Annotated in this window: 21 protein-coding genes; 18 read left to right on the top strand and 3 right to left on the bottom strand. The window is 38.4% G+C overall.

The window, feature by feature from the left end; translation table 11 throughout:
• Positions 1-14 precede the first annotated feature (14 nt).
• The 7 genes from nhaC (at position 15) to ribB (ending at position 8158) form a co-directional block, all read left to right on the top strand.
• Positions 15-1487 (top strand): Na+/H+ antiporter NhaC, encoded by a 1473-nt coding sequence (gene nhaC / locus ACKWCD_RS02145; RefSeq protein WP_413982276.1) that lies wholly within the window; start codon positions 15-17, stop codon positions 1485-1487.
• A 96-nt stretch (positions 1488-1583) separates the two neighbouring features.
• Complete coding sequence (tpx, locus tag ACKWCD_RS02140) at positions 1584-2090, top strand: thiol peroxidase (RefSeq protein ID WP_413982275.1); 507 nt, start codon at positions 1584-1586, stop codon at positions 2088-2090.
• Entirely contained in the window at positions 2083-2451 is a 369-nt protein-coding gene (locus ACKWCD_RS02135) for a diacylglycerol kinase (protein ID WP_413982274.1), read from the top strand. Before tpx ends, ACKWCD_RS02135 begins: the two co-directional genes overlap by 8 nt.
• 63 nt (positions 2452-2514) lie before the next feature.
• Positions 2515-4884 (top strand): FtsK/SpoIIIE family DNA translocase, encoded by a 2370-nt coding sequence (locus ACKWCD_RS02130; protein WP_413982273.1) that lies wholly within the window; start codon positions 2515-2517, stop codon positions 4882-4884.
• A gap of 4 nt (positions 4885-4888) precedes the next feature.
• Positions 4889-5533 (top strand): outer membrane lipoprotein periplasmic chaperone LolA1, encoded by a 645-nt coding sequence (locus ACKWCD_RS02125; protein WP_413982272.1) that lies wholly within the window; start codon positions 4889-4891, stop codon positions 5531-5533.
• Between the two features lie 31 nt (positions 5534-5564).
• Positions 5565-7019 carry an LptF/LptG family permease gene (locus tag ACKWCD_RS02120; RefSeq protein ID WP_413983004.1) on the top strand — a complete coding sequence of 485 codons (1455 nt, stop codon included), beginning with the start codon at positions 5565-5567 and terminating at the stop codon, positions 7017-7019.
• Positions 7016-8158 (top strand): 3,4-dihydroxy-2-butanone-4-phosphate synthase, encoded by a 1143-nt coding sequence (gene ribB, locus ACKWCD_RS02115; protein ID WP_413982271.1) that lies wholly within the window; start codon positions 7016-7018, stop codon positions 8156-8158. The genes ACKWCD_RS02120 and ribB overlap by 4 nt, the downstream gene beginning before the upstream one ends.
• A gap of 67 nt (positions 8159-8225) precedes the next feature.
• On the opposite strand, the gene ACKWCD_RS02110 is transcribed toward ribB, so the two are convergent.
• The 3 genes from ACKWCD_RS02110 to ACKWCD_RS02100 all read right to left on the bottom strand — a co-directional run bounded on the left by ACKWCD_RS02110 (position 8226) and on the right by ACKWCD_RS02100 (position 10932).
• Positions 8226-9422 carry a DegT/DnrJ/EryC1/StrS family aminotransferase gene (locus ACKWCD_RS02110; protein ID WP_413982270.1) on the bottom strand — a complete coding sequence of 399 codons (1197 nt, stop codon included), beginning with the start codon at positions 9420-9422 and terminating at the stop codon, positions 8226-8228.
• Positions 9423-9457: 35 nt separating this feature from the next.
• Positions 9458-10096, bottom strand: coding sequence for an NAD(P)H-dependent oxidoreductase (locus tag ACKWCD_RS02105; RefSeq protein WP_413982269.1), 639 nt, complete (start codon positions 10094-10096; stop codon positions 9458-9460).
• Between the two features lie 77 nt (positions 10097-10173).
• On the bottom strand, positions 10174-10932 hold the full coding sequence (locus ACKWCD_RS02100; protein WP_413982268.1) for a sulfite exporter TauE/SafE family protein: 759 nt from the start codon (positions 10930-10932) through the stop codon (positions 10174-10176).
• 387 nt (positions 10933-11319) lie between these two features.
• Between ACKWCD_RS02100 and ACKWCD_RS02095 the strand changes: the two genes are divergently transcribed.
• The 11 genes from ACKWCD_RS02095 (at position 11320) to ACKWCD_RS02045 (ending at position 24939) form a co-directional block, all read left to right on the top strand.
• Positions 11320-11730 (top strand): hypothetical protein, encoded by a 411-nt coding sequence (locus ACKWCD_RS02095; protein WP_413982267.1) that lies wholly within the window; start codon positions 11320-11322, stop codon positions 11728-11730.
• 9 nt (positions 11731-11739) lie between these two features.
• Positions 11740-14082: a TolC family protein gene (locus ACKWCD_RS02090; protein WP_413982266.1), complete on the top strand. Its 2343-nt coding sequence runs from the start codon at positions 11740-11742 to the stop codon at positions 14080-14082.
• Positions 14072-15187: an efflux RND transporter periplasmic adaptor subunit gene (locus ACKWCD_RS02085; protein ID WP_413982265.1), complete on the top strand. Its 1116-nt coding sequence runs from the start codon at positions 14072-14074 to the stop codon at positions 15185-15187. Before ACKWCD_RS02090 ends, ACKWCD_RS02085 begins: the two co-directional genes overlap by 11 nt.
• A 21-nt stretch (positions 15188-15208) precedes the next feature.
• Positions 15209-18319 (top strand): efflux RND transporter permease subunit, encoded by a 3111-nt coding sequence (locus tag ACKWCD_RS02080; protein WP_413982264.1) that lies wholly within the window; start codon positions 15209-15211, stop codon positions 18317-18319.
• 3 nt (positions 18320-18322) lie between these two features.
• Positions 18323-19006 carry an ion channel gene (locus tag ACKWCD_RS02075; protein ID WP_413982263.1) on the top strand — a complete coding sequence of 228 codons (684 nt, stop codon included), beginning with the start codon at positions 18323-18325 and terminating at the stop codon, positions 19004-19006.
• A gap of 75 nt (positions 19007-19081) precedes the next feature.
• Positions 19082-19495 (top strand): hypothetical protein, encoded by a 414-nt coding sequence (locus ACKWCD_RS02070; RefSeq protein ID WP_413982262.1) that lies wholly within the window; start codon positions 19082-19084, stop codon positions 19493-19495.
• 292 nt (positions 19496-19787) lie between these two features.
• Entirely contained in the window at positions 19788-21050 is a 1263-nt protein-coding gene (locus ACKWCD_RS02065) for an alginate export family protein (RefSeq protein WP_413982261.1), read from the top strand.
• Between the two features lie 5 nt (positions 21051-21055).
• Positions 21056-21292: a hypothetical protein gene (locus ACKWCD_RS02060; protein ID WP_413982260.1), complete on the top strand. Its 237-nt coding sequence runs from the start codon at positions 21056-21058 to the stop codon at positions 21290-21292.
• Positions 21293-21296: 4 nt separating this feature from the next.
• A complete protein-coding gene (locus ACKWCD_RS02055) occupies positions 21297-23627 on the top strand; it encodes a molybdopterin-dependent oxidoreductase (RefSeq protein ID WP_413982259.1) in 2331 nt (776 codons plus the stop codon).
• Between the two features lie 2 nt (positions 23628-23629).
• The gene (locus tag ACKWCD_RS02050; RefSeq protein WP_413982258.1) at positions 23630-24325 is read left to right on the top strand and encodes a nitrate reductase cytochrome c-type subunit; all 696 of its coding nucleotides are present in this window, start codon (positions 23630-23632) and stop codon (positions 24323-24325) included.
• The gene (locus tag ACKWCD_RS02045) at positions 24322-24939 is read left to right on the top strand and encodes a cytochrome c3 family protein (RefSeq protein ID WP_413982257.1); all 618 of its coding nucleotides are present in this window, start codon (positions 24322-24324) and stop codon (positions 24937-24939) included. Before ACKWCD_RS02050 ends, ACKWCD_RS02045 begins: the two co-directional genes overlap by 4 nt.
• Positions 24940-24949: the final 10 nt, after the last annotated feature.

Genomic DNA, 24949 nt, shown 5'->3' with positions numbered 1-24949 from the left:
CAAACTGATTTTACATGGATAACCAAGAGTATTTCGAACATCGGGAAGATGAAAATATAGTTCAGAACAAAGAATTAAATATATGGGAGGCTTTAATTCCTGTTGTTCTCTTAATGCTAATGTTAGCATATAACATCTTCTTCGCGGATGGCGCTGCACTGGGTGATTATTCCAATCAAATTATACTTTTAATTGGCGGTGTGATTGCTGCAATTGTTGGCTTTTTCAATAAGGTTACCATCAAAACAATGCTTACCGAAATCTGGGAGAACCTAAGAAGTGTTTTCCTTCCGATTATTATTTTGTTCTTGGTGGGTGCTCTGGCGGGTACATGGCTAGTGAGCGGAATTATACCAGCAATGGTATATTATGGATTGCAGGCATTGAGCCCTAGTATTTTTCTACCTGCTTCCGTGATAATTGCTGCTTTGATATCAATTGCTACAGGCAGCTCATGGACCACTTCGGCAACCGTTGGTATTGCTTTAGTCGGAATCGGTACTGCTCTAGGAATTCCCGCAGGAATGATTGCTGGTGCTGTGATATCAGGAGCCTATTTTGGGGATAAGATGTCTCCTTTGAGTGACACTACAAACCTTGCCCCAGCAATGGCGGGAACGGATTTGTTTACGCATATTCGATACATGGCATTTACTACAATACCATCTATCGTGATTACTCTAATTGTTTTTTCAATATTGAGTTTTAATATTGATGCTACCGGTACCACCAATGTTGATGATTTACTTCGTACTATAGAAAGTACTTTTAATATTACACCATATTTATTTATTGTTCCCATAATGGTGGTGGTTTTAATCTTATTTAAAACTAAACCGTTAATCGCCTTAGGTGCAGGAGTAGGTTTAGCGGGTGTTTTTGCTATGGTTTTCCAATCCGAGATATTATTACAATTGTCCGAGTCAGAGACAATGTCATTGATGAAAGCAATTTTTACTGACACACAAGTCGTAACAGAAAATGCAAGTTTAAATGAGCTTTTTAGCTCGGGAGGAATGCAAGGCATGTTATGGACTATCTTCTTAATTATTTGCGCCATGGTTTTTGGCGGTGTTATGGATGGTATTGGTGCCTTATCTAGGATTACTAAGGCCCTACTTTCAGTTGCAACCACCGTATTTGGTCTTTTTGCAAGTACTGTAGTTAGCTGTTTAGGCTTAAACGTTATCGCCAGTGACCAATATTTGGCACTAGTAATTCCAGGGAAGATGTTTAAAAAAGCATACGAGGACAAAGGCTTAGCTCCAGAAAATTTAAGCAGAACGCTAGAAGATTCAGGTACGGTAACCTCCGTATTAATTCCTTGGAATACCTGTGGCGCTTATCAATCTGGAGTGCTCGGTGTTGGTGTTGGGGAGTACTTTATCTACGCTATTTTCAACTGGCTCAGTCCATTCACAACCTTATTGTTTGCAGCATTTAAAATAAAAATACGAATGATGACAACCTCCTCTGCAAAAGCATAATCGTTAAGTATTTGTGAATTTCTAAAATTAGGTCAACTTTCATTGTTAAAAACGCTCCATGTTTTTTAATTTCACATCGAATTTAAAAACAACACCATGGCTTCATTAACATTACACGGAAATCCTATAAATTCTTTGGGTAGTTTACCTGCAAACGGCAGTGCTGCCCCAGATTTCAATTTAACGAAAGGCGATTTGTCCGGCGCAACCCTTTCTGATTATAAAGGAAAGAAAGTCGTTTTGAATATATTCCCAAGTATTGATACCGGTACTTGCGCACAATCTGTACGTCAATTCAACAAAGATGCTTCTGCATTAGAAAATACGGTGGTGCTTTGTGTATCAAAAGATCTTCCATTTGCGCAAGCACGTTTTTGTGGCGCGGAAGGTATCGAAAATGTTGAAATGCTTTCTGATTTTAGAGATGGTAATTTTGGTGAGGCATATCAAGTGGCTTTCTCTGATGGCCCTTTAACACCTTTGCATTCTAGAGCGGTTGTTGTTCTGAATGAAAATGGAGATGTTGTATACACAGAGCAAGTTGGTGAAATCGTAGACGAACCTAACTATACTGCAGCATTAGAAGCTTTAGCAAATGCCTAAAAAAGAATCTTTCTTAGTAAATCGAATAAAAAGTGTGGGCTTCGCATTACGTGGGGCCCTTCTTTTAATTCGTACCGAAGCGAGCATCAAAGTGCAGGTATTTATTGCTATTGTTATGACTGCAGCCGGATTCTTCTTTGAGATCTCTGCAACAGAATGGTGTATTCAAATCTTGACTATTGCCGTTATTATGGGTACTGAAGGTCTAAACACAGCTGTTGAAAAAGTTTCAGATTTCGTACAGCCCGAATTCGACAAAAAAATCGGGTTTATCAAAGATGTATCTGCTGGGGCGGTAATGATAGTTTCTATTGCCGCAACCATTATCGGATGCATCATCTATTTACCAAAAATCTTTTGAAAAATTTAGCGGTTCTTCTTCCGTTCGAAATTTGTATTTTTATCCCCAGCAATACCCTATTGAATGGCAAAGAAGGCAAAGAAGACTAAGGCGAAACCTACAAAAAAGCCGAAGTCTTATAAATTATCCAAACAGAATAAAATTATACTGGGTAGCTTACTTATGCTCCTAAGTATTGCGCTGTTCTTCTCTTTTATCTCATTCTACTTTAATTGGCAAGATGATCAAAGTGCCTTAAGCGAATTCAACGATAGAAATGAGGAAGCAAAAAATCTTCTCAATAAATTCGGCGCCGCGGTAAGTCACTTCTTTATGTACAAAGGCTTTGGATTAACAGCCTTGATAATTCCAGTTTTATTGTGCTTCAAAGGACTTTATATGTTCTTAGCTCTGGACCAAAAAGGAATGCTCAAAAAATGGATTTGGGGTCTCATATTTATGATATGGACATCAATTGCTCTAGGATTCTTTGCTTATGAACAACCTTTATTAGGGGGACTCATTGGGTATGAGATGAATGATTTTCTGCAAGATTATATCGGAAAAATAGGAGTGCTTCTACTTTTATTATTCGGATTAATTTTCATCTTAGTGCGCTTATTCAAATTTTCACCTGAAGATATGGCCAAATGGTTTAAAGGGAAAACCAGTTCTTTAAAATCAGAATTTAAAGGAGGCGGCAAGGTTGAAGAAACTGAACCTTCAATGACACTTTCTTTGGAACCAGAAGATGAAACTCCGGTTATTATTGATACCTATACCCATAAAGAAGATATCCCTCCTTTGGTTGAAGATACTGTTGATGATTTTGAAGTTACAATCCCTTCCGAAGAGGAAACTGAAGATCTCACCATGAAGGTTGAAAAAATTGTTGAAGAAAAAGAGGAGAAAAAGAATATCGCCGATAAGTTAGTTGATGATTTTGGCGAATTTGATCCGACGCTCGAACTGGGTAACTATAAATTTCCAACAATAGAATTATTAGACCAACATGGTGTTACCGGTGGTATTACGATAAATCAAGAGGAACTTGAAGAGAATAAGATCAAAATTGTAAATACGCTCAAAAACTATAAGATTGGTATTGCCCAGATTAAGGCAACGATTGGGCCTACAGTAACACTTTATGAAATAGTTCCTGAAGCAGGAGTTCGAATTTCTAAGATTAAAAATTTAGAGGACGACATTGCCTTATCTCTTGCCGCTTTGGGTATTCGTATCATTGCTCCTATTCCAGGGAAAGGAACTATTGGTATTGAAGTCCCGAATAAGAATGCCACTATCGTATCGATGCGATCTGTGATTGCTTCCACAAAATTCCAGAAGGCGGAAATGCAATTACCGATTGCCTTTGGTAAAACAATTAGCAATGAAACTTTTGTAGTTGATTTAGCAAAAATGCCGCACCTTTTGATGGCGGGTGCTACAGGGCAAGGTAAATCTGTAGGACTAAACGCCGTGCTTACCTCGTTGCTTTATAAAAAGCATCCAGCGGAGGTGAAATTTGTTCTGGTTGATCCAAAGAAAGTAGAATTAACACTCTTCAATAAAATAGAAAGACATTTCTTGGCAAAGCTACCTGATTCAGAAGATGCTATTATTACAGATAATACAAAAGTGATTCACACTTTGAACTCCCTCTGTATTGAAATGGACAACCGCTATGAACTATTGAAAACAGCTATGGTTCGTAATATCAAAGAATACAATGATAAGTTCAAGGCGCGAAAACTGAATCCGAATGACGGCCACATGTTCCTACCTTACATAGTTCTTGTTATTGATGAGTTTGCCGATTTGATTATGACGGCAGGTAAAGAAGTAGAAACTCCCGTAGCTCGTTTGGCGCAACTGGCAAGAGCTATTGGAATTCATTTGATTATAGCGACTCAGCGTCCTTCAGTAAATGTAATAACCGGACTTATAAAAGCAAATTTTCCTGCTCGAATCGCTTTCCGTGTAACTTCAAAAATCGATTCAAGAACGATTTTAGACGCATCAGGCGCAGATCAATTAATCGGTAGAGGTGATATGTTGTATACCCAAGGGAATGATGTTACGAGAATACAATGTGCCTTTGTCGATACTCCAGAAGTGGAAAAAATCACAGAATATATTGGTTCGCAAAGAGCCTATGCGGAAGCACATCAGTTACCGGAGTATGTAGGAGAAGAATCTGGCACAAGTCTTGATAATAATATATCGGACAGAGATGCGATGTTTCGACAGGCAGCTGAAGTTATCGTAACAGCACAACAAGGTTCTGCCTCTTTAATCCAAAGAAAATTGAAATTGGGGTATAACAGAGCAGGAAGAATTGTTGATCAATTGGAAGCCGCCGGTATCGTTGGTCCGTTTGAAGGCAGTAAAGCGCGGCAGGTTTTAGTCCCCGATTTAGTTGCTTTAGATCAATTACTTAACAATGAACTATAATAAAATGAAGAAATTAGTTTTAGTATTCGTATTAGTGTTTACTGCAAATGTAGGTATGGCACAAAACTCAGAAAAAGCCAAAGCATTATTGGACGAGGTATATAATAAGGTTCAAGGCTATGAGAATATTTTCGTTGATTTCAAATATGTGCTGAACAACGCGGAGGCCGATATAAATTCTGAAACTAGAGGTGACGTTACGCTCAAAGGCGATAAATATCTTTTTAACTACTTAGGTACACAGCAATTATATGATGGCAACAAAGTATATACAATCGTACCAGAAAATGAAGAAGTGACTATTGAAGATAAAACAGAAGAGGAAAATGCATTAACTCCTTCGAAAATGCTCACTTTTTATAAAGACGGACATACCTATGCCTGGGATATTCTCCAAAACGTTCAAGGTCGCAAAATACAGTATGTAAAGCTTGTACCTATTGACACCAATGCAGAAATTAAAAGTATTTTAATGGGTGTTGATGCAGAAACAAAACACATTTATAAATTGATTTACACAGGAAAGAACAGCACAACTACTACGATTACTGTTAATTCTTTTAAAACAAATCAACCTTTATCAAAAACCTTATTTACTTTTGATGAAAGTAAGTACAAAAGCGACGGGTACTACATCATAAGCAATTAAGACCAAGCCTTTGAGAATTCTCGATAAGTATATTTTATCAAGGTTTTTATTCAATTTAATCAGTTCGTTTGTCATAATGATGTTCATCTTCATTTTTCAATCGATATGGTTGTTTATTGATGATTTAGCGGGAAAAGGACTGGACATGATGATCATTGGCAAGTTCTTCTTCTACAAGATGCCTGAACTTACTGAGAAGGTACTTCCGCTTACTGTTCTTTTATCTTCCATTCTTACTTTCGGAAACTTTGCTGAACATTATGAGTTTGCCGCTATGAAAGCCTCTGGTATATCATTGCAACGTGCCATGCTAGGCATCATTATATTTATGGTGGGCTTGGGGGGTGTTACTTTCTATTTCGCTAATAACGTGATACCCGCTTCGGAACAAAAAATATTTTACTTACGAAGAAACATTGCCAAACTAAAACCTGCTATAGCAATAGCAGAAGGCGTTTTTAGTGATTTTGAGTCCGCAGACATGAACATTAAGGTAGATCGTAAATATGGCGATAATGATAACTTTTTAGAGAATGTCATTATTCATCAAAAAACAAAAACCAATATCAATTATCGGGTTATCAAAGCCAAAACCGGGGAATTAAAAAGCAGTGAAAAATCAAATATAATTCAGTTGGTTTTATATGACGGACATCTTTATCAAGCGGTAGAAAGCTCGAAAAGTGAAAAGAAAAAATATCCCTTTGCAAAATCAAATTTCGAAACCTATACCATGAATATTGATCTTTCTGAATTCAATAATGTGGATTTGGAGGAAGAGAAAGATTTGCGGACAGAGAAAATGAAAAATATTTCTCGCTTAACCAAAGATATTGATTCAATCAAGCAAGATAACATTAGGCGCGTCACCTCGTTTTCAAAAGTCACTTCAGAACGCATGGGGGTTTTCACCGCAATGCCCGCTGTTGATTCGAATATGGTAACTCAAAAAACACCTAAAGATTCGCTGCTTCAAAAAGATTTTGATCTCCGTAAAGACACAATTACAAATTTGTTCCCTGATTGGCAGCGGGTTCAATTATTGAATTCGGCAAAAAATTCAACAACAAATGTTCTGACTTCAATTCAAGGAAAAAAGAAAGAAATGAATAAACGCTATGAATTTCATAGAAGACATATACTCTCTTTACATAAAAAGTTCGCCTTAGCCTTCTCCTGTATTATTTTGTTTTTCGTGGGAGCACCTTTGGGAGCAATAATTCGCAAAGGTGGTTTAGGTTTACCCATGGTTATTGCAATCGTCTTATTCTTAGTTTATTATTTCTTAGGTGTATTTGCAGAGAATTATTCAAAGAAAGGAAATATACATCCTATGCTTGGCGCATGGTTATCTACGCTAGTAATGTTACCTTTGGGTGTGATTTTAACCAAAAGAGCGACAGCAGACAAAGGTTTAATGAGTTTTGGTAAGGTTATTGACTTTTTTAAGAAATTCCTGCCAAAAAAGAAAAAAATTCCGTCATGATAACAAGCATGGAGAAAAGTACACAATTGAATACCATTGAAGAAGCTATAGCAGATATTCGCGCTGGAAAGGTCATTATTGTTGTCGATGATGAGAATCGTGAAAATGAAGGAGATTTCTTAGCTGCGGCAGAACTCGCAACCCCTGAGACAGTTAATTTCATGGCCAAACATGGTAGAGGATTAATTTGTGCTCCACTTACTGAAGGGCGATGTAAAGACTTAGGACTTCACATGATGGTTAATCACAATACAGATCCTTTAGAGACTGCATTTACCGTTTCTGTAGATTTACGAGGAAATGGAGTTACCACTGGTATTTCAGCCTCAGATCGGGCAAAAACCGTGTGTGCGCTAACAGATGATACTACGAAACCTCATGATTTGGCCAGACCTGGTCATATTTTCCCATTAATTGCAAAAGAAGGTGGCGTTCTAAGAAGAACTGGCCATACAGAAGCTGCGATTGACTTTGCTCGTTTAGCAGGTTTAAAACCTGCAGGAATCATTGTGGAAATTATGAATGAAGATGGAAGCATGGCAAGACTTCCTCAATTAACTGAAGTTGCAAAGAAATTCGATCTTAAGATTGTCTCCATCGAAGATTTGGTGGCGTATCGCATGGAACACGATAGCCTAATTGAAAAAAAGGAAGACTTCGATATCACCACACGTTTTGGTGATTTTAGATTGAGAGCGTATAAACAAACCACTAACAATCACATTCATGTAGCACTTACCAAAGGAGACTGGAATAAAGATGAAAAAGTACTAACACGAATCAACTCTACCTTAGTAAATAATGATGTTCTCGGTACACTGACCAATAATCCTAATAAGAAGTTGGAAGATATGTTTCAGGCCGTTAATACCGAAGGAAAAGGTGCTATCGTCTTTATTAATCAAGATTCGGAATCCCTTAATCTATTATCCCGCCTAGCGGAATTGAAGGAGCTCCAAAAGCAAGGTATTCACAAAGCGCCAAAAATAGATATGGATACTAGAGATTTTGGTATCGGCGCACAAATCTTACACGATTTGAATATTTCTAAAATGCGACTGCTGACCAACCGACAGCAAACCAAACGTGTTGGTATTGTAGGCTACGGATTAGAAATCGTGGATTACGTGAAGTATTAAAAGGTGAGATGTTTGATGTCTGGCGCGCGATGTTTCAGATTTGGTAGAACTCATAACTTAAAAAAAGCTACTTCCATACTTCCTGAAGGATATCCGCCATTTTCTGAGCTCTTTCTTGGACTTCAATTTCTAACCATCCTAATTTGATTAAGCAAGAAATTGTTCTCCCCATCCAATGGTCCGAGGCAGAAAAATCTGTTTTTGAATAATCTGGAAGTTGGTCATAAATTGCCTGCGGGAGTTTTCCCAAGGACTTTAAATTTGTTAAATGTTCCCATTTTTTATAGTAATGCCAATTATTATCATACCAGTAAAAACAAGCGTCTACTCCCCCATTTCCTAGAGCGGTGTGTACTTTTTTAGCAGAATCTTCATCCGGCAGGAAAAAATTTAAAAACGCATAACTCTCTTCACCACCTTCGGGAACTCTTCGAAAGGTTACTTCAGGAATGGTTGATAAGGCTTCCCTTAAGATGGTATAATTTTTCTTTTGGATGGCTAAAAAATCATCCAACCGTGCTATTTGGGCTAGACCAACAGCCGCATTCAATTCAGAAATGCGGTAATTATATCCCAAAAACGGATGGGTTTCCGCCCCTCTATCTTTACCAATATGGTCATGCCCATGGTCAGAATAGTGGTCAGCATTCATTTTATACTTCTCGTTGTTTGTGATGACCGCACCACCTTCTCCGCAAGTAATTGTTTTTACGTAATCGAAAGAAAAGCATCCTAGATCGCCATAGCTTCCTAGTGGTTTTCCTTCGAAAGTGCCTCCGATAGCTTGGCAAGCATCTTCCAGCAACAACAAATTATGTTTTCCACAAATGGATTTTAAGGCTTTCAAATCGGCCATTGACCCACACATATGCACGGGCATCACCACTTTTGTTCTCTCCGTAATTGCTTCCTCTACCGCAGCAGGATTCAAAGTCAAGGTATCATCAACATCTACCAAAACAGGAACTGCACCAATAGCCAAAATAGATTCAAAAGATGCCACAAAAGTGAAAGTCGGCATAATAACTTCGTCGCCTGCCCCTATTCCAGCACTTGCCAACGCTACCGTTAGAGCAGAAGTGCCACTACTGACCAGCTGTGCATGTGCTACCTCCATACGTTCCGCTAAAGCCTTTTCTAACTCCAAGGCTTTCCATTGGCCTTTTCGCATTCCGTCGAAACCATAGCGCATTAAAACACCCGTTTCTAATACTTCCTGTACTTGTTTTTTCTCTAGTTCTCCAAAAAGTTCAAATCCTGGCATTTAATTATTGGGTTATAAGGTTAATGGAAAGTGTTTTACTCTTGAATTTCAATTATGCTTTCAGCCATGTCTTTTCTTACTTTTTTAAAAGTCGAAAACACATCATCATCAGCACGATATCCCACTGGCAAAACCAATACAGATGTCAGTCCTTTCGAATTTAAATCCAGCAGCCGGTCATAAGCTTCGGGCTGAAAGCCTTCCATGGGGCAAGAGTCTATTTCTTCTAGAGCACAGATGGTCAATAGATTTCCCAAAGCTAGATAGGCTTGATTTTTTGACCAACTTTTTATTTCTTGAATTTCTTTATTAGAAAAACTCTCAATCATCGATTCCTTAAAAGGATTCAAAATAGCATCACTCGTTCCTCTAACCTTTTTCACGGTATCAAAATAACTAGCGATATACTCTGCATTTATCTCATTTTGAATACATATCACCAAAATATGTGATGCCTGAGCTACTTGCAATTGTTCAAAAGAGTGCTTTACCAGTTTCTCTTGCAAGGCCTTATTTTGTAATACCAAAAGTGTTATAGGTTGAAGTCCGTATGAGGTGGCAGTTAGATTAAATGCTTTTTTCAGGGTATTGATCTTATCATCGGAAAGTTTTCTTTCTGAATCAAACTTTTTGACGGCATAGCGCCATTCTAATTGTTGTATTGGTTCGCTCATGATTGTATATAAATTCCTGAATTTAAGGCATTGATATTAAATTACTTATGCTCTTCCTTTGAATAATGACGAAATTATTAGGCTTGAAAAAACCACAGTTTTATGGAAAGTGCAACCACCATAACTACTATGAATGTCTTTATAAATCCGTCACCCTTATTAACAGAAACTCGGCTTGCTATCCAAGCTCCTGTTCCATTTCCTATCGCTAAAATTAAACCTATGGTCCAGTTTACTTTATCATTCCAAACAAAAACAGCCAAAGCTGATAGTGTATAAATAAAAACAACCGCGACTTTTGTGGCATTTGAGCGAACTAAGGTCATTCGGTTAACGTAATGCAAAAATAGTATAATTATAAAGCCTAGACCTGCATTAATAAATCCGCCATAAATGCCGAAGAAGAAAAAAGCGATTATGCCAATCCATAGATATTTGCCTGTAAGCCTTTCTTCCATCTCAACCAACTTCATCTTTGGTTTAAATAGGATAATCAGTACTACCACAATCATAATGATAGCCAGGATACGATTGAAAGTTTCCCCTTTTATATCAACCGCGATTTGTGCCCCAATAATAGCGCCTAACAAAGCTGAAATACCTAAATATATATTGAATGGAGCTGTAGAAACTCCCTTACTTTTAAAACCTGCCGTTCCGATTGCTGTTTGAATAACAATGGCCACGCGATTCGTACCATTTGCTACACTAGAAGGCAATCCTAAAAATATCAAAACGGGAAGCGAAAGCAAAGAGCCACCGCCAGCTACGGTGTTTATAAAACCTACAGCAAAGCCCGTTGCAATAAGAAGTACATAGTGGTACCATTCTTCCATATGGTAAAAATAGAAGGTAAAAAGAGATTTAGATTGAATACTACCAAAATAAAAAGGCTTCGCGTTTTGCGAAGCCTTTTTTCAGCGGAGAAAGAGGAACTATCCATATTTCGAAAAATACCTTGTTTTTGAGGGTTTAATTTGGGGCTAGAAAACCACTGACCCCGAAACCGCCCCTTTTTAACAGTAATTTAACAAATCAAGATGCTTTAGACGATGATTTATCAAGAATTGACTCATTTTATAATCCATTCTTCTGTTCCTCATTCGAGATATAAAGTACATTCCCTATTTCTATAACTAAATATGATTGTACTTTAAATATCAAAACAAATTCCTATACATTTCCCTATATTTAACACTTATTTAAATCCCTAAATCCAAAAGATGAAATTCCTATCCCTCTTTTTTATTTTCGCATCAGTTTCATTGGCTTCCTCTGACTTCATGTATGCTCAAACCCCTGAGGGAAAACAAGAACCTGAAAATCTCTTTATAAGCAAGGAGAAAGATAGCATGCAGATATGGTTTTATAATAGGGCCACCGCCATGGGGCTCAAAGGAGAAGATAGAGAGGAATACTACAACATCATTCTGTACCACACTTTTAAAATGACTCGCCTTGAAAAGAAAGACAAAGGCTATACCCCGGAAGAAGTCCGTTCTAAATTTGATGCTCTTGTGCAAAAGCAACATGCTGAAATCAAAGCGATTTTAGATGAAAAACAATATGCTGTTTACTTAGACACCTATGACAAGATTTTAAAAGGTGTTTATGAAAGAAAAGGTTGGAAATAACTTAAGAACATGAGAAAACAATTCATACTACTACTTTTCCTTTTAGGAACTGCAATTTCTTTTGCGCAACGCTCGAAAACCGTAACTATAGGCATTCTTGCCGATGAAGCATCCGTTGAGAATGCTCCCTTGCTTGAAAAGCTGCAAAATGAAATTACCGCTGTAGTTGGGCAAGATGCTAAGGTCATCTTTAAAGACCCTGTCGAAAACAACTTCGATTTAGATACCGCAAAAGCAAATTACCTCCAAGTGGAATCTAGTGATGTCGATATCATCCTCGCATTCGGAGTCATCAATAATATTGTACTTTACCAACAAAAGACCTACGCGAAACCAGTCATTGTTTTCGGTTCGGTGAATAGTGATTTCATCGATTTACCTGCGGACCAAAAGACTTCTGGAATTAACAATATCGCCTATATCATTGCTCCCCTTTCGTATTCTAAGGATTTGGATGCTTTTAATTCCCTATATGAATACAAAAAAGTGGGAATTCTAGTCGACGATTACCTTCCTGAAGCTTTGCCCATAAAGGAACTCTTTGATACTTATTTTGCAGATAAGGACGCGACCTATACCCTAATTAATCTTCCGGAAAATGGAGATATATCAAGTATGATAGGAGATATTGATGCGGTGTATTTGGCTGGAGGGTTTGACTTGTCTGAAGCCGCTTTAAGGACTTTGATTTCTACCATCAATAAGAATCAATTACCTTCCTTCTCTGCCAATAGAAAACAAGATGTAGAGAAAGGAATTCTCGCCACCAACCAACCGGAATCCAATATAGACCAATTTTTTAGACGCTTGGCTTTAGATGTGGAATCGATTGTAAATGGCACCAATCCGTCAGAATTGCCCATGTTGTTGGAATATAAAAACAGACTTTCGCTAAACTTCAATACAGCTAAGGAAATTAAATTCCCGCTTCGGTATAGTATGTTAGGCACAGTTGATATTGTTGGCGGTGAAAGCAATTACATTCTTGAAAATGCCTATTCCCTTTTGGATATTATGAACGGAGTAATAGGTCGTAATTTGGGATTGGAAGCGGAACGCAAAAATATCGATTTGAGTTCTCAAGATGTAAAAACGGCAAAAAGCAATTTTCTGCCGGATGTATCTGCTGGGGCTACAGGAATATATCTAGACCCCAAGGTCGCAGAAATAGCAAATGGTGCAAATCCCGAATTTTCGACTTCGGGAACCGTTGGCTTTCAACAGCTTATCTATTCCGAAGGTGCAGCAGCTGGTATTAGCATTCAAGAAAATATACAAAAAGCGCAACAAGAGACCTATAATGCGGCAGAGTTAGATGCCGTTCTTAATGGTTCAGTGGCATATTTTAATGCGCTGATTTTAAAAACCAATGCGCAGATTCAAGCACAGAACTTAGAGGTAACCAAAAAAAACCTTGAGATTTCAGAACAAAATTTTCAGGCAGGCGCTTCCGGAAAATCGGATGTCCTGCGTTTTAGAAGTCAAATGGCTCAGAATATGCAGACCTTGATTGAGGCTGGCAATCAACTAGACCAATCGTATTATACCATCAACCAGTTGATGAACAATCCCATTGCTACAGAAATTGATGTTGAAGATGCCGTAATCGCAGAGGGTTTGTTCTCTAATTATAGGTATCAAGATTTTTATGAGATTTTAGATAATCCCAAATTAAGGCCAAACCTCGTTGATTTTTTGATACAAGAAGCAAAAACCAATGCACCCGAACTAAAGAATATCGGCTACAACTTGGCCGCAACCCAACGGAGTTATAGATTGAATGCCTCTGGAAGATTTGTGCCAACGGTGGCTTTACAAGGTCAATATGATTTAGAGTTATCACGGTCAGGGGTAGGCACAGAAGCACCTGCTGGTTTTCCTGTTGCTCCCGATGGAGCTTACAACTTTGGATTAAACGTATCTCTCCCGATTTTTAATCAAAACCTACGAAATATCAATAAGCAAACAGCGAAGATTCAAGAAGACCAGTTAAACGTTCAAAAGAGTAATATCGATTTGAATATAGAAACTAATATCAACGCTCTTGTTTTGGACTTGACGAATGAGATTGCCAATATTCAAATTTCGAAAATAGCTGAAGAAGCTGCTAAGGAAAGTCTTGATTTAACTCAGATTGCTTATAGCGAAGGCGCTGTTCCGCTTATTCAACTTATTGATGCACAAACTAATTACTTTCAATCACAACTGGCAAGTGCTACAGCCAATTACAATTATCTATTGGCATCGATGCAACTAGAGCGCGCCATCGGTTATTTCTTTCTACTAAATTCAGAAGAAAGTAACCAAGCATTTATCCAAAGAGCAAACGAATTCATTTTGAATGAAAATTAAAAAATCAGTCGTAGTTATGAAATATTTCAGTTACATCATTTTACCTCTTTTAACTCTTTTAGTATTCAATTCCTGTAAGGAAGAAGTCAAGGCAAAAGAAGAAGTATTACGTCCGGTAAACTTTCAAGTGGTGGGTACTTCAGATGCACAAAAAATCCGCTCTTTCAGTGGAGTTGCCAGAGCCGGCGATGAGATTGAATTGAGTTTTCGAAGCAATGGTATTATTACGGAATTGAATGTAGCCGTTGGCCAAAAAGTAAAAAAAGGAGATCTCATTGCCAAACTGGATAATGTTCAGGCCAATTTGGCTTACGAACAGTCGGTTTCTGCTTTGAATAGTGCCAATTCGGCCATGAAAACGGCCAGATCTGCTATGGACAGAGTGAAGTCACTTTATGAAAGTGGAAGTCAATCTTTAAGTGATTATGAAGCCGCCAAAAATAGTTACCAAAGTGCTTTAGACCAATATGAATCAGCACGACGGAACAAAAGCATTCAACAATCACAAATTAGTTATGGCTATATCAAGGCTCCAAAAGATGGTACTATTGCCAGCCGACCGGGCACCCTAAATGCCAATGTGAGTGCTGGGCAAGCAATTGCGGTGCTCAATGCTGGAGAGCAGATTAATATAATGGTAGGCCTTCCCGAGAACGTCATCAACAAAGTACAATCGGGAATGGATGTAGATATTGCACTTTCATCTTTAGGAGAAACCTTTAAAGGAAGCGTTTTGGAAGTATCTCCCGTAGTTGATGCCAATTCATCTACCTATCCAGTAAAAATAGATATTGTTACGCCTACTACCGCAGTCAAACCGGGTATGGCGGCCAACGTAACTTTCAATTTCAGCACAGGCGAGGAAACTACAGAAAATAGTCTGGTAGTGCCCGTAAAAGCGGTTGGTGAAGATGGAAACGGTAATTTTGTTTTCATCATAGAATCGGAAGATGACAAGACAGGAACCGCAAAAAAACAAACCATCGAAGTTGGGGAACTAACAGGCGACGGCTTTAAAATTAAAAGCGGTCTTAGTGGTGGAGAAAAGATTGCCACCGCAGGCCTGCAAACACTTTTAGATGGACAAAAAGTAAGATTGCAGTAACCAACTTAAAACTTCCAACCTATGAATCTTACGCAGTTTTCAATTAATAATAATCGTGTTGTTTTAAGCATTCTCGGAGTGGTAATGCTAATGGGATTGGTCGGTTATCAAAGTCTTTCTCGTGATAGTATGCCTCCATATACCATTCGTGTAGCTTCTATTGTCTCTTCATTTCCTGGTGCTAGTCCAGAGCGTGTTGAGGAGTTGGTGACGGATAAAATCGAAAAGGTTGCCCAAGAACTTCCTGAGCTAAAAAAGGTGACGAGTACTTCTAGAACTGGGCTTTCAGTAGTTAATGTAGAATTAGTGATGCAAGTTGAGCCTCAAGATTTACAAGCTGTTTGGGATAGACTTCGAAGAAAACTAAGTAGTATTCAAGGCTTACCCAGCGGAGTACAACCACAGCTCAAAGATGATGGAATTGGTGAGGTTTTTGGTATTGCGGTCGGTATAACGAGCGATGGTTTCTCATTTGCTGAAATGAAAGAGTATGCAGATGACATGCGTGATGATTTAATCAAACTGCCCGATGCGGCAAAGGTTGAAATCAACGGAGATCAGGAGGAACGTGTATTTGTAGAATTTGATAATACCAAACTAAAGAGTTACGGACTGACCTCTAATGGTCTAAAAAACTTAATTAGCACTACAAATATTTTAAGCTCTGGAGGTCAAATCAATGTTGAGGATGAACGTATCATTTTAGAACCTACCGGAAATTTTGATGATGTCTCTGATATCGAAGAGATGTTGATCCCTGTTGGGGATGGTGGCCAAGTTGTGCCCTTAAAAGACATCACAAATGTTAGAAAGGGTTATATTAATCCACCCACTCAAATTGTAAGTATCAATGGTACCGATGCCTTGTCGCTTCATGTATCATTGAAAAAAGGTGCAAATATTATCAAACTGGGGGAAGAACTTGATTTTGTACTTAACGAATGGAGAGATAAACTTCCCGTTGGTCTTGAGGTAAATAGATTAGCTTCTATAGATACCTATATTGAGGTAAAAATCAGCGACTTTATTGGAAACCTATTGCAGTCCATAGGCATTGTTTTAGCAGTTATGCTCATTTTCCTTGGATTCAGAACAGGTTTGGTAATTGCGAGTTTGATTCCTATTGTAACGATTACCACCTTATTTATTATGGGTTTAATTGATGTGGGATTGAATCAAATCACTTTAGCGGCTTTGATTATGGCCCTAGGAATGATGGTCGATAATGGCATTGTAGTGGCGGAGTCCGTCATGGTGAAACTGGAAAATGGTGCAGATGTCAAAAAAGCAGCTATTGATTCCTGTTCCGAACTCTTTACGCCCCTATTAATTTCTACGCTGACAACATCAGCAGCGTTTCTGTCTTTTTATATGGCCGAATCCGTGATGGGCGATATTATGGGACCCATTTTCGTGGTCATTACCATAGCCCTATTATCCTCATGGATAATCGCTCTAAGTATTATAACTCTATTCTGCGTTTTCTTCCTTAAAGTAAAGAAACAAGAAGATGGAAAAGTTAGTTTCCTTGACCGAATGATTAATGGATTAAAGTCCAAGTACAAGGATTTAATTCTCGTCGCTTTGTCATGGAAACGCACCGTTCTTGTTGCCATTGTGGGAATGTTCGTTTTATCCATTTTAGGCTTTGGTTTATTGGCTTTTGTATTCTTCCCAGACAGTGATAGGAATATGATAACGGCAGATATCAACCTTCCTGAAGGCACCAAAATTGAACGTACCCAAGAAATGGTTGCTGCGATAGAGGCCTTTATGAAAAATGAACTTCAAGTTTCTGAAACTGCATCTGACGGAATTGTAGATTGGTCAGCCTATATTGGTGAGGGACCATCTGCTTATGATTTAGGTTATAATCCTGATGAAGCGAATTCTAATTATGCGCACATCTTAATCAACACCTCTAATTTCTTGGTCAACAATGAAATGGTTAGAAAGCTGGATTCTTTCAGTTTTGCATCCTTCCCAAATGCAGATATTAAAGTAGGCCTTTTAGGCTCTGGTGGTGGTGGAACGCCAATAGAAATAAAGGTTTCTGGTGATGACCCCGATAAATTAGCGGAAATATCTGAAATCATAAAGTCAAAACTATTCAGTATTTCGGGTACCAAGAACATCAAAGATGACTGGGGACCAAAAGGAAAGAAATTCATAATTGATATCGACCAAAATAAGGCGCAGCTTGCGGGAGTGACCAATCAAGATATTGCCACCTCTTTACAAACCGTATTAGACGGTTTTAGAACAGGTGAATATCGGGAGAATGACAAGTCCATTCCAATCGTAATGCTAAGCGACCAAAACCAACAACAGTCTTTGGCATCCTTGGAAACGCTAAATATTTATGCACAGAGTTCAGGTAAAAGTGTACCGTTGCTGCAAGTGGCCTCCCTAATTCCGCAATGGCAGTACACCAGAATTAAGCGCTTGAATTTGACGCGCACAATAAACGTTACAAGTGAGTTAAATGCAGATGGAAATGCCTCTGCTATCACAGCAGAAATTAGTCCATGGTTAGAAGAACAGGCTGCATCTTGGGGTCAAGGGTACAGTTATAAATTAGGGGGTGATGCTGAAAGCACTGCTGAAAATATGGGTGCAGTCGCTAGTTATCTGCCCTTATCCGCTTTTATTATTGTGATGTTATTGATTATTCAGTTTAACTCTTTCCGTAAAACAGTAATGATTGTTTGCACCATTCCTTTGGGAGTTATTGGTATGGTATTGGGTCTTCTAATTTTCAATGTCCCCTTCGGATTTATGGCATTTTTAGGAGTAATTTCCCTTGCGGGGATTGTAATTAACAATGCCATTGTATTGGTAGATAGAATAGAAATAGAAGAAAACGAAATCAAACGCAAACCGCAGGACGCTATTATCGCCGCCTGCTTGCAACGTTTTCGACCGATACTGTTGGCAACCTTTACTACGGTATTGGGTTTAATCCCATTGTATTTAGGAGGAGGCGAAATGTGGGAACCTATGGCGGTAACTATTATGGTAGGTCTCTTATTTGGAACAGTGATTACCTTATTATTTATTCCCGCTTTTTATAGTGTACTGTATAAAGTCGATTACAAAGGATACCAATTTAACGAAGCCTTATTAGACTAAGAGATGTTCAAAAAACTGTATTCATATCGTTTTGAGTTTTTCTTCATCACACAGATAGCGGTCTTATTTGGTTCATTGTTCATTCAAGGGGAAGTTTTTGAAAAAAGTATTGGACCTATCTTTTTTTTGCTAAATCTAATTGCCGGTATCATTTTGATATCGAAGCGAAAGGATTTGTTCTGGTTTTTCTTGATTTTATTGATTGCCAGTAGTGTGATTTTCGCCTTAACTCAGGCAAGTGGTGAAATGCCGCTATTTACGAGCTATATGCAATTCGGAATCTATTTTGCTTTCTATTTGGCGGTTACTTACGAAATTATCAAACAGGTTTGGCAATCGGATACAGTCGATAAAAAAGTAATCTACGGTATGGTAAGTGGTTTTATATCGCTTGGATTGATAGGTTTTTTCATTTGTATGAGTATTGAAATAGCAAACCCAGATTCTTTTCGGGGCGGCTTGTTAAGTCAACAAGAAACACTGCCAAATACCCTTACGGAGCAACTCATGTATTTTAGTTTCATTACCATGATGACTATTGGTTATGGAGATATTTTGCCAATCACGCCTCTTGCCCAGAAAGCTTCCATATTAATCGGCTTAATAGGTCAGTTTTATCTTGTTGTGATTACCGCCGTTGTTGTGGGGAAGTTCATCAATCAAAAAAGTGCCAAAAACGACTCATAGAGAGTCAAATATTTCGTCCTTACTTTTTAAAACGATTTGATATTTATTATTTTTAGTAGAAATAAGAAACACGCTATGGATAAAGAACAGAATCAATACCACAATGAATTTGCTGCCCTTGTAAAAATCACCATGCGCGATGGAGATGCTACTGAATCTGAAAAAGGCTTTCTAAGCCATCTCGCCACAAAATTAGGGATGTCAGTTTCTGAATATGATGGTATTATGGCCAACTACCTGTCCTATCCATTAGAAATGATACCCACAAACAAAATGAAATTGCAAAACTTATATACTTTAACGCAATTGGTATGTGAAGATGATTCCATTACAGGCGCTGAACAAAAGTCATGGCTAGAACGTATGGGAAAAGGCATGGGCTTTACCCATCAAAACGTTTCTTATATCGCTGATAAGTCCATAAAAATGATGCAAGAAGGTGTTGACCTTGATGCTTTTGTGGATGGTATTACCAATATCAATCAATAAGTTTCTAGATTATATTTGGTCATAAAATAAGTTTTAGCAAAGTGTGAAAACTATTTTTCGTAGTTAGCACAAGCTTTATACTAGGTAGATTCTATTTTAAAATTTGCTAAAGCAACTTCAGATTTATTTTTAACTAATTCGAGCATTTTCAAGCTGTTTTCGAAAGCTGACTTTTGTCATGTTTATAGTTGAAACGGACTTCTACATTTGAAGAATGTAATCCAAAAATCAAGTATAAATCATGGAAATTTCTTATCTTAAAGGCTCCCCGCAGATTACCAACCGCCAATTAATGAAACACTATTTAGCACTACTTGTTTTTTCACTATCATTTTGTACTTCTGCGCTTGCGCAAGTAAAAATAGATGCGGAATTACGGCCACGGTTTGAATATCGTCATGGTTTTGGAAGTCTTTTTCCAAACAATACTGATGCTTCTGCTTTTGTATCACAGCGTACGCGTTTAAACGCAGGTTACAAAAACGACTATCTCAACTTTTATTTAAGTGTACAAGATATACGTGTTTGGGGCGATGTACCGCAATTGAATCGAGCAGACCGTAATGGTTTCGGTATTTTTCAGGCTTGGGGTGAACTGTTATTTTCTCCAGAAACATCACTTAAACTAGGAAGACAGGCTTTGGATTTAGACGACCAGCGCATTTTTGGAAGTGTAGCGTGGGCGCAACAGGCCAGAAGTCATGATATGGCTGTATTTAAGTATCACAAGAATAACTCAGTATTACAAATAGGAGCTGCTTTTAATCAAGATGGCGAATCAAATACGGGTAATATTCTTACCACGGCAAATACATATAAGAGTCTTCAATATGGATGGTTTCACCAAGGTTGGGAATCATTCTCGGCTAGTTTTCTTTTTCTAAATAATGGCTTGCAATTTATTGATGTGGTGGATGTAGATAATAGCGAAACCCGTTATAGCCAAACCATAGGCTCACATCTAAAGTATAACAAGCAAAAATTAGGACTTACCTCTAACCTCTATTATCAATTTGGAAACGACGTAAACAATAATGACGTAAGTGCATATTTACTTTCACTAGAAGCTAGTTATAAGTTAAAGCCAAAGTTTTCTTTAATTGTTGGTGGAGAAGTATTGAGTGGTAATGATAACGGAGCACCTTCCAACGGAGAGAATAAAGCATTTACCCCATTCTATGGCACTAACCATAAATTCAATGGTTTAATGGATTATTTTTTCGTTGGAAATCATGGCAATAATGTAGGCCTAACGGATTTATATGTCGGTGCAATACTAGGTTTGGGAGAGAAAACATCTCTAAACGCCCGTATCCATAATTTTTCAACCGCTGCAGATTTGCAAGGAACAGACACTAACCAATTGGGTGTTGAAGCTGATTTTGTATTGAACTACAATTTTAAAAAAGACATCAATATTAAAGCAGGATATTCCCATTTATTCGCGTCCGAGGGAATGGAATTTTTGAAGAATAATTTTGATGATAATTCAAATTACTGGGCGTGGGCAATGGTTACCATAAAACCAACCCTATTTCAAACCAAAAAAGAGTAGATACTATGCCAATAAAAAGTTATTTGGTACATCCTCAGGAAGGAAAAAAGATGGAGTTGGCAAATGTTCTCTCAGAAATAGAACAATGCGAAGTGCTTCCCGCAGAAAATAAAGATGTTTTGATTTTGGTAACCGAAACTGATTCAAAACAGGAAGAAGAAGTACTTAAAGAAAAATTGGATAGCATTAACGAGGTAAAGCTTATGGCATTGGTTTCAGGCTTTGATACTCCAAAAAAGTAATATTATGTACAAATCCGTTCACACAAATAGGCGCGATTTTATTAAAAAAATGGCTGTTTTATCTGCCATGACTGCTGCTGCAGGAATGTTTCCAGGAATCGTATTTGCTGAAGAGCAAGAACGAGGAATTCCGGCAGGCGCTAATCTGGATTGGAAAAAAGCCCCCTGCCGTTTTTGTGGAGTAGGTTGCGGCGTGCTAATAGGAACTGAAAATGGTAAAGCAATTGCTGTAAAAGGAGACCCAAAATCCCCAGTTAATAAGGGATTGTGCTGCGTGAAAGGATATCATTCCATATTAGCATTATATGGTGAGGACAGATTGACCAAACCTTTGGTCAAAAAGAATGGGAAGTACGTAGAGACTTCTATGAAAGAAGCTTTGGATTTGGTGGCTTCCAAAATGCAGGAAACCATCAAAGACCATGGCAAAGATGCTGTTTCCATTTATGGCTCAGGACAATGGACGATTCCGGATGGGTATGTAGCCTCCAAACTCTTTAAAGGTTGTATTGGCACCAATAACGTAGAAGCGAATGCGCGTTTGTGTATGGCAACAGCGGTTACAGGCTTTTTGACTTCTTTCGGTCTCGATGAGCCCATGGGTTGTTATGAGGATATCGATTATGCAGACACTTTTGTGCTCTGGGGAAATAATATGGCTGAAATGCATCCGGTATTGTTCTCAAGGCTATTAGACCAACGCCAAAAACGAGGCGTGAAAATCATTGATTTTGCTACGCGCACTACACGTACTAGTATGGCTGCGGATAAATCCATAATTTTCAATCCGCAAAGCGATTTAGCCGTTGGAAATGCCATTTGCTATGAAATCATCAAGAATGGCTGGATGAATAAGGCCTTTGTGGAAGAGCACTGTAATTTTAGCAAAGGACTCACTAAAATGGGTTATGGTCTTGAAGATAATTACAAATTCACAGACAAGCCAGAAGCGATTGCCTTTGAAGATTACAAAACTTTTTTAGAAGATTATACTCCAGAAAAGGCTTCAAAAATATCGGGCGTATCCATTAAGGATATCAAATATTTAGCTACACATTTCGGTGACCCTAATACCAAAGTGATGTCATTTTGGTGTATGGGCCCAAATCAACACTCTCGCGGTACTTGGATGAATAACATCATCTATAATATTCATCTGTTAACTGGTAAAATTTCAAGTCCAGGCAATAGTCCATTCTCATTAACAGGGCAACCCAGCGCTTGTGGAACGGTTCGCGAAGTCGGTACCTTAACGCATAAGTTACCACATGGTGTGGTCATGAATAAAAAACATCGCGAGTTTGCTGCCAAAATATGGGATGTTCCTGTAGAAAATATTGACCCGAAACCCACTTACCATACTGTGGAAATGTTTCGTGCCTTGGATAGAGGTGATATTCGTTTTATGTGGATTCAAGTGACCAATCCGATGGTGACTATGCCGAAATTAAAACGCTATCGCGATGGTGCTAAAAAGGAAGGTCGCTTCATTGTAGTTTCAGATATCTACCCTACTCCAACAACTGATATCGCGGATGTTATTTTACCATCTGCTATGTGGATAGAACGTGAAGGAATGTATGGAAATTCCGAACGAAGAACCCAATATTTTGAACAAATGCTTGAACCTCCTGGGGAAGCTATGAGCGATACCATGCAGCTTTTGGAAGTCGCAAAACGAATGGGCTTTGAAAAGCAATTCTACTACAAAGATGAAACCCATATTGAAGAAATATATACCGAATATCGGAAGCATCATGAGGGTAAGAAACATAATATGGCGCCACTAGAGGTATTAAAAGTACAATCCGGAGCAATGTGGCCTTATGTAGATGGGAAATCAACCCAATGGCGATTTAATGCCAAATATGACCCCGCTTGTACCAATGGTAAGGACTTTCATTTCTATGGAAAAAAAGATGGTAAAGCAGTCATCTGGCAACGCCCATATGAACCCGCAGCGGAAGAACCAGATGCCGAATATCCATACTGGTTAGGTACAGGTCGTGTTGTTGAACATTGGCATACCGGTTCGATGACCAGAAGAATACCGGTATTACATCAAGCCATGCCACATGCCTATGTAGAGTTGAATCCTGGGGATGCAAAACGGCTACAAATACGAACAGGAGATATGGTCAAATTGACCACTCGACGTGGGGAAATTACTCTACCAGCCTCTGTCAATGAAAGAGGAGTGCCTGCGCCAATGCAAGTATTCGTGCCATTTTTTGATGAAAAAATGCTTATCAATGATATCACCTTAGACTCTTTTTGTCCGATTTCCAAAGAGCCTGATTATAAGAAATGTGCTGTAAATATTGAAAAAGCCTAACTGTGAAAAAAAGACTCGGCATCATATCGATTTTGGTTCTCCTGTTCATTGGGTTTTTAATCAATTGGACCTATAGTTACTACAAAGGTTTGGAAGAAGCTTACATTCCTATTGGAGATGTAAAAGAAATTCCCATCATTCCATCGGAGAAGAAAGTTTTTGAACGGGCTGAATATGCGCTAGATTATTTAAACATGCCTAGAGATGAGAATCATCAACGAACCCTAGAAACCTATTATGACAATAGAGCATACCCTGGTGCACCACCTAGTATTCCGCATCCTGTAAAAGAAAAGCTCGGTATGGGCGGTAATGTCTGTCTGCAGTGCCATCAAAATGGAGGTTTTGTAGAAAAGTTCAATGCCTATGCACCAGTTACGCCGCATCCTGAAATGGTCAATTGCAAGCAATGTCATGCTGAGCAGCAAACGCAAACGCTATTTGCAGCAAATAATTTTTACAAGAAATCCGCCCCAGAGGTTGGTAACAATAATGCGTTGCCTGGAAGTCCACCGGCGATACCTCATCAATTACAAATGCGAGAAAATTGCCTGTCTTGCCATGCTGGTCCTGCAGCAGTAAAGGAGCTTTGGGTCGACCACCCTGAGCGTGTGAATTGTCGTCAATGTCATGTACCATTGAAGCAAGAAATTGAAAATGTAGAACTGTTCGTACGAACAAATACCAATACACAATGAAAGTACGAAGACTACTATATGGATTGGTAATCATCTGCTGTGTTTTTTCATGCAAGCACAAAGAAGGAGAATACCATAGCCTCAATGAAAAAATTGAGGAAGAAAGCAAGAAGTATCACGGTACCGATATTTCTTCTGAAAGCTATATCGGTGATATCAATACCATTGAAATTACCGAAGGTGACCATACTTTTTTAATCCCTGAACGTAAGAGTCAAATCAAATCATACGCTTGTATTGAATGCCATTCAAAGCCTTTGAGCACAATGCAAAATGGTTCGGAAATTCAGAAAGCCCATTGGGATATCAAACTAAATCATGCCAATGAAAATGCTATGAATTGTGCGAGTTGCCACAATGGTAATGACATGAATAACTTAAACAGTCTAACAGGGAACAATATTGATTTTAATAATAGTTATCAACTATGTGCTCAATGCCATTCCAGTCAGTTTGAAGATTGGAAAGGAGGCGCACACGGTAAAAATATTGGAGGTTGGTCAACACCAAGAGCGGCGATGACCTGTGTAAATTGTCATAATCCGCATGCTCCACAAATAGCATCGAAATGGCCGGTTAGGTTTAGTACCAAAAAAGAAAAACAAAGAGAATAGCTACCAAAAA

Source organism: Maribacter taeanensis (assembly GCF_047345145.1).
Lineage (GTDB): Bacteria > Bacteroidota > Bacteroidia > Flavobacteriales > Flavobacteriaceae > Maribacter_C.
The sequence above is the reverse complement of the archived record's forward strand: the minus strand, read 5'-3'. Positions and strand labels throughout refer to the sequence as shown.